The following is a 7,712-nucleotide window of genomic DNA, read 5'->3' as shown; positions in this document are numbered from 1 at the left end:
GATTCCGGCAGTTCTCGCTGCGCGGGCTGTCCAACGTCGCGGCGGAATGGTCGCTGGTCGCGCTCGCGTGGAACATCAAGCGGATGAACGTATTACGGGGTGTGTAGGGCCGATCAGCGGGCTCTTTGTGCCGCCTAATCGCCCGATTGCCTTCCTCATCCACTTTCAAATACCTTCATCGCGTTTTGACGACTGAGATGAGCCCGCAATCCGGCCGCGAACCCAGTCATGAACCTGATGTTTTGAATCGCGCTTCACCTCAACTCCGACGAGCTCCTAGGTGTAGGAATACACCGCCTACGAGATGAGGGAGCGTGCGCCTATGCTGTTTCCATGGCACGAGGTTCCCTTGAGCGATACCGAGAAAAACGTGATTTCCGGGTCACGGCTGAACCGGCCGCGCGTTCACGACACCGTTTGACCAAGGCGCCGTTGCGCTTTGTCGTCCAGAAACATTGGGCGCAGCGCTTGCACTACGACTTCCGCCTCGAGCTCGACGGCGTGCTGCTGAGTTGGGCGGTGCCCAAGGGCCCCAGCTTTGATCCAGCCGACAAGCGCATCGCCATCCACGTCGAAGATCACCCGGTGGAATATGCGGAGTTCGAAGGCACTATCCCGCCGAAGCAGTACGGGGCCGGGTCCGTCATTGTGTGGGACAACGGCACGTGGGAGCCGGTGGGGGACGCGCAGGCGAGCATGGCGAAAGGCAAGCTCGAATTCGCCTTGCATGGCCAAAAGCTTGCCGGCCGCTGGGAACTGGTGCGAATCTCGAAGCCGGGCGATGCTGACGACCAGTGGATGCTATTCAAGAAGCGAGACCAATGGGCGAAGCCGCATGCGGAATTCGATGTCATCTCAGCATTGCCTGACAGCGTCATCACGCATCCACTGGGCCCCGTTGAAGACCGGGAGAGCACCAGCGCCTCGATGCCTCGCGCCGCCGATCTGTCGGCCGCAGTACCGGCGCCGGCGCCATCGCGCCTGGCCCCGCAACTGGCCACGCCGACGGCAAAACTGCCGAGCGGCGCCGGCTGGATCATCGAGACCAAGTTCGACGGATATCGGCTCTTGTCCCGGATCATCGACGCCAAGGTTCACCTGATCACGCGCAACGGCCACGACTGGACCCGCAAGCTCGGCAGTCTCGCGAAGGAAGTCGAAAAGCTGGACATCTCCGAAGGGTGGATCGACGGTGAGATCGTGGTGCTGCGCGACGGCCTACCCGACTTCAATGCGCTGCAGAACGCGATCGATGGCCATCACAACGAATCGATCCTCTACTTCGTGTTCGATGTCCCCTACTGGGAAGGGCGTGACCTTCGCCGCGTGCCATTGCGCGAGCGCCGGGCTCATCTGGCGCGACTCATCGACGACCGCTCCGAGCGCGTTCGCTTCAGCGAGAGTTTCGAGGCGCCGGCACCGCAGGTCTTCCAGGCCGCGGCGGAACTCGGGTTAGAAGGCCTGATGCTCAAACGGGCGGATTCCGCCTACAGCTCTTCCCGCAATGCCGACTGGCTCAAGGCCAAATGCCGGCTGCGCCAGGAATTCGTGATCTGCGGCTTCGGGGACCGCGAAGGCGCGCCCGGGGAGATCGGCCGGCTGCTGCTGGGCGTCTATGAGGATGCCCAATTGCGCTTTGCCGGCAGCGTCGGCACTGGATGGGACAGCAAGAGCGCGGCCGTACTCCGGGCCCGGCTCGCGAAGCTGGCCATTGACGCAGCGCCATTTCAACCGGTTTCAACCCGGGGGAGCAGGTGGGGCTCGACCAGGACAGGTGCACCGCACTGGGTCAAGCCGTCCCTGGTGGCCGAAGTCGAGTTTGCCGATTGGACACCGGCGGGGCAGATACGGCAGGCGTCTTTCAAGGCGCTGCGCAGCGAAACACCGGCGAGCGATGTCCGCAGGGAAGCCGTGCGGGTCGATCCCGGTACAGCGCACGCTGGCGTGAAAGTCACCCACCCCGAGCGAGTGATTGACGCGACCACCGGCATTACCAAGCTCGACCTGGTGCGGTACTACGAAAGCGTGGCGGATTGGATGCTTCCGCATCTCGCTGCGCGTCCCGTGGCGCTTCTGCGCGCGCCCGATGGCATCGGTGGAGAAGTCTTCTTTCAGAAGCATGCCGAAACCACGAAGCTGCCGGGGCTGACCGAGCAGCCGGCGTCCCTGTGGCCTGGGCATAGCCGCTTGCTGACAATCGACTCGGCCGAAGCGCTGGTCGGGGCCGCGCAACTGAATGTGGTCGAGTTCCATACATGGAACTCCACGGCCGCGAATCTTGCCCACCCCGACCGCGTCATCTTCGATTTAGACCCCGGGGAAGGCGTGTCGTGGCAGCACGTCCAAGAGGCCGCGATACTGGTGCAGACGCTGCTAGGCGAATTGGGGCTTGCAGCATGGCTCAAGACCAGCGGCGGCAAAGGCCTGCACGTCGTTGTGCCGGTGGCGACCGAGCTGGACTATGACATTGTGAAGTCCTTCTCACGCGCTGCAGTGCTGCACCTGACGAAGGCTCTCCCTCAGCGTTTCGTGGCCAGGTCAGGCGCGAGCAACCGTAAGGGCAGGGTGTTTGTGGACTACTTGCGTAATGGCACTGCGCAGACCACCGCCGTCGCGTTCTCGGCGCGTGCGCGCCCCGGCATGGGCGTGTCGATGCCAGTATCATGGGATCAACTGCCGCAGCTCAAAAGCGCCGACCAATGGACGGTTCGAAACGCCCGGGAGTACCTGAGCTTCCGGACAAACGACCCATGGAGTGACTTCTGGTCGACGGCGCAGAGCCTCAGGGGTGCCATGGAGGCTCTCGGGCTGACGGTGTCGTGATTGTCTTTCGTGACGTGGAGATAGCATTATGGCTGCGCGATCACTTGCCTCGCTTTCCCTCTCTTTTGGCCTGGTCTCGATCCCGGTGAAGCTATACACCGCCACGGATTCCGAGACCGCGGTGCGCTTCAATCTGCTCAGCAAGGAAGGCTCGCGACTGAAGCAGCAATACGTATCGGAGCAAACGCGGGAGGTGGTGCCGCGCGAGGAGATGGTGAAGGGCTACGAGTTCGAGAAAGACCAGTTCGTGATCTTCAGTCCGGACGAACTCAAGGCGCTAGAGGAGGGAGCGAGCCATATCGTCGAAATCGTCGCGTTTGTGCCGGAGACGGGCGTCGATCCCATCTACTACGACAAGACCTACTACATCGCCCCGGACAAGCGTGGTGGCAAGCCCTACAGTTTGCTGCGTGCCGCCATGGCGAAGACGGGCCAGTGTGCGATCGCGAAATGGGCGTCCAAGGGCAAATCACACATGGTCCAGATCCGACCCATCGATGGCGGACTCGTGTTTCAGCAACTGCTCTTTGCGGACGAAGTTCGGTCCATTGCCGATCTGCATATCGAAGACGTCGCCGTATCCGATGCCGAAATGAAGCTCGCCATCCAACTGATTGAGCAGGCGTCCGAGGACCACTACGATGCCAGCCAGTATCGCGATGAGGAGAAGCAGCGCGTGCTGGCCGCCATCGATGCGAAGATTGCCGGCAAGCAAATCGTCTCTCCGGAGCCGGTGGAGATTTCGCCGTCTGGCCAGGTGATCGACCTCGTCGAAGCGCTGAAGAAAAGTTTGTCCACTGGCAAGCGCTCAGCGGCTGCGACCAAAACGGCCACTGCAAAGGCGGCTGCCGCAGAGTCACCTGCACCACGCAAGAGCGCCAAGCGAACCACGACCAACGTGGCAACCATTCCAAAGCGCGCGAAGAAGGCCTGAACATGCAGTCCTTCACATTGCGCGACGTGCAGACGTTGGCTGGCGTTTCGCGTTCAATGGTCAATACGATGGTGGCATCTGGCATCGTGACGCCGGCCCGCGGGCCAGGGAACCAGTATCGCTTCTCCTTCCAGGACTTGCTGCTGTTTCGCACGGCGCAATCTCTTCGCGCCGCGAATGTGCCAACTCGGCGCGTCGTCCGATCGATCAAGAGGCTGGAAGCGCTTGGCACTGGCAGGCCTCTGACCGGCATCCGTATCACGGCGCTTCGCGGATTGGTGGCCGTGAAGGACGAGCACGGTCAATGGCATGCGGAAACCGGTCAGCGAATCATGGACTTCGAAACGCCTGACCGCTCCGCGCCGGTGCTCCGGCTTAACCCGGTGTCGCCCGTTACCGTCGACTTGAACGGCTATGACTTGTTCGAAATTGCGCAGGGCCTTGAACGAGATGATCCAGAGGAGGCGGAGCGGGCCTACCGCAAGGCAATAGCTGCTGACCCCGGTCTGGTCGATGCATACGTGAATCTGGGGTGCTTGCTGTGTGACAGTTCGTGCTATGAGGATGCCGTCGACTTGTATCGATCTGCGCTGGACCGAGGTGTCGACGGGCCATTGATTCGATTCAATCTTGCCGTTGCGCTAGAAGACAGCGGGCATGTCGAGAGGGCGCTCGCCGAATACCACGCGTGTATCGCTCTGGCTCCCGATTTTGCGGACGCGCACTACAACGCCGCACGGCTCCACGAGGCGATAGGCGACCATCAACGCGCAATCCGACACTTTCATCAGTACAAGCGGTTTGAGCCGCTCCGGTGAGTCAGCATGGTGAAAGGCATCGGTTCACGCGGCACTAAATGGGCGCCGGCTCGGCCTTCATCTGCTCGCCCTGCAGCGCCCGAAGGAATGTCTGCGCGCGCTCGGAATCTCGGCAGGCCAGCCAGTCTCGCAGTCGTCAGTCGTTTCCCGACCCTTCTCTGTCATTTGACAGCGCTGAGATTAATGTCCGTTGACAGGATAGGAGCCGCCAGAAGCCAGGCCGGTCGCTAGGCGCGACTCGAAAACAAAAAGCTACGGAGTAGCCGCCGAAGGACCGCGCATGGGCTACGGCGGCATCACCCCGCCGGGCTGATGCACATTTGCTGATAGGCGCTGCCGGCGCCGACATCGCCAATAGGATGCCGGCCGACCAACGCACGATGGCAAGAAGTCGGCCGGCAAGGCGCTGCGGTCAGTACTTCGGGACTGGGCGGGCGCCACCTGCCCAGTCATGGGTGTACTGATAGACGTTCTGGATGTAGTCTGCGAGGCGCTGGTCGATCTGGCCACCCTTGATGGCGGACATTTCGACGCAATCCAGGACTTCGATGGCCGGCAGGTCATGAATGACAATGGTCGCGCGTTCGTTGGTTTGGGTAGCCATGATGAAGCTCCTTTGCTCAGGTCGAGTTAGTGAGCATTGGATGTAGCGAGTTGCCGTGTCCCTTGCTCACTAGTCGTATCGCATGTCGCGTGCCAGTGTCTTGGTGTGCGTACGTCGCCACGGATTGGGCCCACGGGGCGCGATAGGCGACGATTCGACTACCGTGATGTGGGTGGGAAACCAACAGACGCTGTCTCTACGTTGGGCCGTACCAGACGGTCCCGATGGAGTGAGATTTCGGTGGGCGACATCGTCAATCACGACGCCGGCCTTCAGCGCCTTCACCTAGTCCATAACCGTGGTCCGGAGTGCCGTGCGCAAGGGATTGGGTTGCCGACCCACAAGACCCGTGCTGCCTGCTGAAGGCCCGGTGGCCTCCATTAAAGAGCTGAAGGACCCGAACGTGCTCCCCAGGCAGGCCAGCCAGCCCAATGTGAAGCGAGAGTGCTTCCGCCGTGGCAAAGATCTGTGCTGCCTGGAAAGGACGCTGCTCACCATTCTCAATCAGATAAGCCGGGACAGCCGCTCGGCCGATGAAAGTGAGGTGTGTCGTTGGCGGGCCAAAGTCCCTTGTCACTAGGGAGCGGACATTCGAATGACTCGGTGATCGCGATGACCAACGTCGCTTGCTGGCCGGCAAGCGACCGCTCGCCGGCCATCAGGTTGTCACACGTCAGTTTGCTCGGCCATTTCGAATGCATCGTCTACTTCGATGTCGAGGTATCGAACGGTGCTTTCGAGCTTGGTGTGCCCAAGCAGCAACTGGACGGCGCGCAAATTCTTTGTGCGCCGGTAGATCAACGAGACCTTGGTGCGTCGCATTGTGTGCGTGCCGTACGCCGTATCGTCGAGACCGATGGATGCAACCCAGCGATGTACGATTCGCGAGTACTGTCTGGTCGAGAGATGCGGGGAAGAGTGCAACCGGCTCGGGAACAAAAACTCGGGCGCTCTCAATCGGCGAGCCTTGATCCAAGCCTCCAAACTCTCACGGGTCGGAGCCGTGATCTCAAACTGTACCGGTCGCTGAGTCTTCTGCTGCAACACGGTAGCCCGGGTAGCGACCTGGCTACCGTGGCAGACGTCTTGCACGCGGAGTCGTGTGAAGTCGCACGCTCGCAGCTTGCTGTCAATCGCGAGGTTGAACATCCCTAGCTCGCGTATGTTCGACGTCATTTGCAGTCGCGTACATATGGCCCAAACCTCGCTGACTTTCAATGGCGGCTTTTGTCCGGTGAGTTTGCCCTTGTTCCAAGGGACGCGAATTCGGGGATGGGAATATAGCTGTTCCATGACGATCTCCTTTCTACAAAGGGAGATCAAGTCTGCACTTCTCTGGATAGTCGCTGTCCGACTGCGGATTCAACCGGTCGATGCAGCACCCCTCAGGCTCGCAAAGCCTTCAGTGTGTTGCATCGACCGGTTGAATCCGCAACCCGTAGCTGCCATTCGACACCGGCTAATGCAGACGTAGGCCTGCCAGTGAAGCTGTTGGCTCCAACAGTTCACTCCAACAGTTCGGTTGAAATTGTTGGAGCGCAGCCAACGCGATTGGCTTCCTCCTGTCCTGGTGGGCATAGTACGGCTCGCACTTCCTCCCTGGCACGGTCTCTGCGATACGCTCGTGAGCGTCAAAGATTCGGCGTTCGCCCAACTTCTGTAGGAGGAAAAGATGCCAAGCCAATTGGTAATCGCAGACCTGTCACGTGCCGACGGGATCGAGCGTAAGCAAATGTGCAACGTACGGGGAGGGATGGCTATGCTGCCTACCCCAATGCCGGAGTTGCCGCCAGGAGCGGCGGATTTCTTGGCGAAAATGAAAGGTTGGCTGGAGGCTATGCCAACATACAAGCCGAGCGGCGGGGATCCGGATCCGGGATTTTCCCCGCAGCCCTCACCGGCCCCGGGAGTTTACCCGCAGAACGCGTGACGCTTGGCGCGGGCGGCGGAGGATGGGCCGACGCCCGTGACGATAGCAAGAAACACGCCCTGATCGGCCAGGATCGGGGGGGCTTGCGCCACCAATGCGCCCGACATGATCCCATGCACCAAAGTCCGTTGTCTCGGACTATGGACGCTGGTTCCCGGCTCAACGCCGACATTCGAACGTCGGCTCCGATGGCCGGCATGCGACATCTGAGATCGAAAGGTAGTTGACCGTTCCCGACCGAGGCCGTGTGGAAACGTCTCTCGAATCGCACTAATGCGCGTCTCCTCTCTTATCGAATTTTCGGCCAATCTGGTCATGGGACGACGCCGAAACGGGTGCGAACAGCGCCAATGAGCTCCTGAGGGCGATCTTCAGCCCATTTTTTAGGCGCAAATGGGTGCTTACGCACCCACCAGGCGCATTGCCGTCATTGTTTTCGAGAACCCGAGAATTCGAAGGACGCGCTTCAGGTTGTACGCCAGAACATGCAGGCTCATTTCAGTACCTACATTCGGTAGCGTGCGCGTCAGGAAGTGCGTGTAGCCCATCCAATGTTTGAAGGTTCCGAAGACATGCGGTTCGCCTGCGAACCGTCATTGCATC

Annotated in this window: 5 protein-coding genes and 1 pseudogene; 3 read left to right on the top strand and 3 right to left on the bottom strand. The window is 60.7% G+C overall.

All coding sequences use genetic code 11. The features are described from left to right. Window positions 1-333: 333 nt before the first annotated feature. From ligD to A3A5_RS0108890, 3 genes are read left to right on the top strand one after another with little or no spacing between them, the layout of a single operon-like run. The gene (gene ligD / locus A3A5_RS0108900) at window positions 334-2,823 is read left to right on the top strand and encodes a DNA ligase D (protein ID WP_035812107.1); all 2,490 of its coding nucleotides are present in this window, start codon (window positions 334-336) and stop codon (window positions 2,821-2,823) included. A gap of 28 nt (window positions 2,824-2,851) precedes the next feature. Further along, window positions 2,852-3,757, top strand: a complete 906-nt coding sequence (locus tag A3A5_RS0108895) for a Ku protein (RefSeq protein WP_018310246.1) — start codon at window positions 2,852-2,854, stop codon at window positions 3,755-3,757. A gap of 2 nt (window positions 3,758-3,759) precedes the next feature. Beyond that, window positions 3,760-4,575, top strand: a complete 816-nt coding sequence (locus A3A5_RS0108890; protein WP_018310245.1) for a tetratricopeptide repeat protein — start codon at window positions 3,760-3,762, stop codon at window positions 4,573-4,575. Window positions 4,576-4,987: 412 nt separating this feature from the next. Here A3A5_RS0108890 and A3A5_RS0108885 read toward each other — a convergent pair whose 3' ends face one another. The 3 genes and pseudogenes from A3A5_RS0108885 to A3A5_RS41035 all read right to left on the bottom strand — a co-directional run. Further along, window positions 4,988-5,179 (bottom strand): hypothetical protein, encoded by a 192-nt coding sequence (locus tag A3A5_RS0108885; RefSeq protein WP_018310244.1) that lies wholly within the window; start codon window positions 5,177-5,179, stop codon window positions 4,988-4,990. Window positions 5,180-5,845: 666 nt separating this feature from the next. Next, entirely contained in the window at window positions 5,846-6,472 is a 627-nt protein-coding gene (locus tag A3A5_RS0108880) for a tyrosine-type recombinase/integrase (RefSeq protein ID WP_018310243.1), read from the bottom strand. 1,038 nt (window positions 6,473-7,510) lie between these two features. Further along, window positions 7,511-7,712 (bottom strand): annotated as a pseudogene (locus A3A5_RS41035) (IS5/IS1182 family transposase); the annotation flags it as partial.

It is taken from the genome of Cupriavidus sp. UYPR2.512 (genome assembly GCF_000379565.1).
Lineage (GTDB): Bacteria > Pseudomonadota > Gammaproteobacteria > Burkholderiales > Burkholderiaceae > Cupriavidus.
Note: the sequence above shows the minus strand (reverse complement) of the source record. Positions and strands in the feature narration are given on the sequence as shown.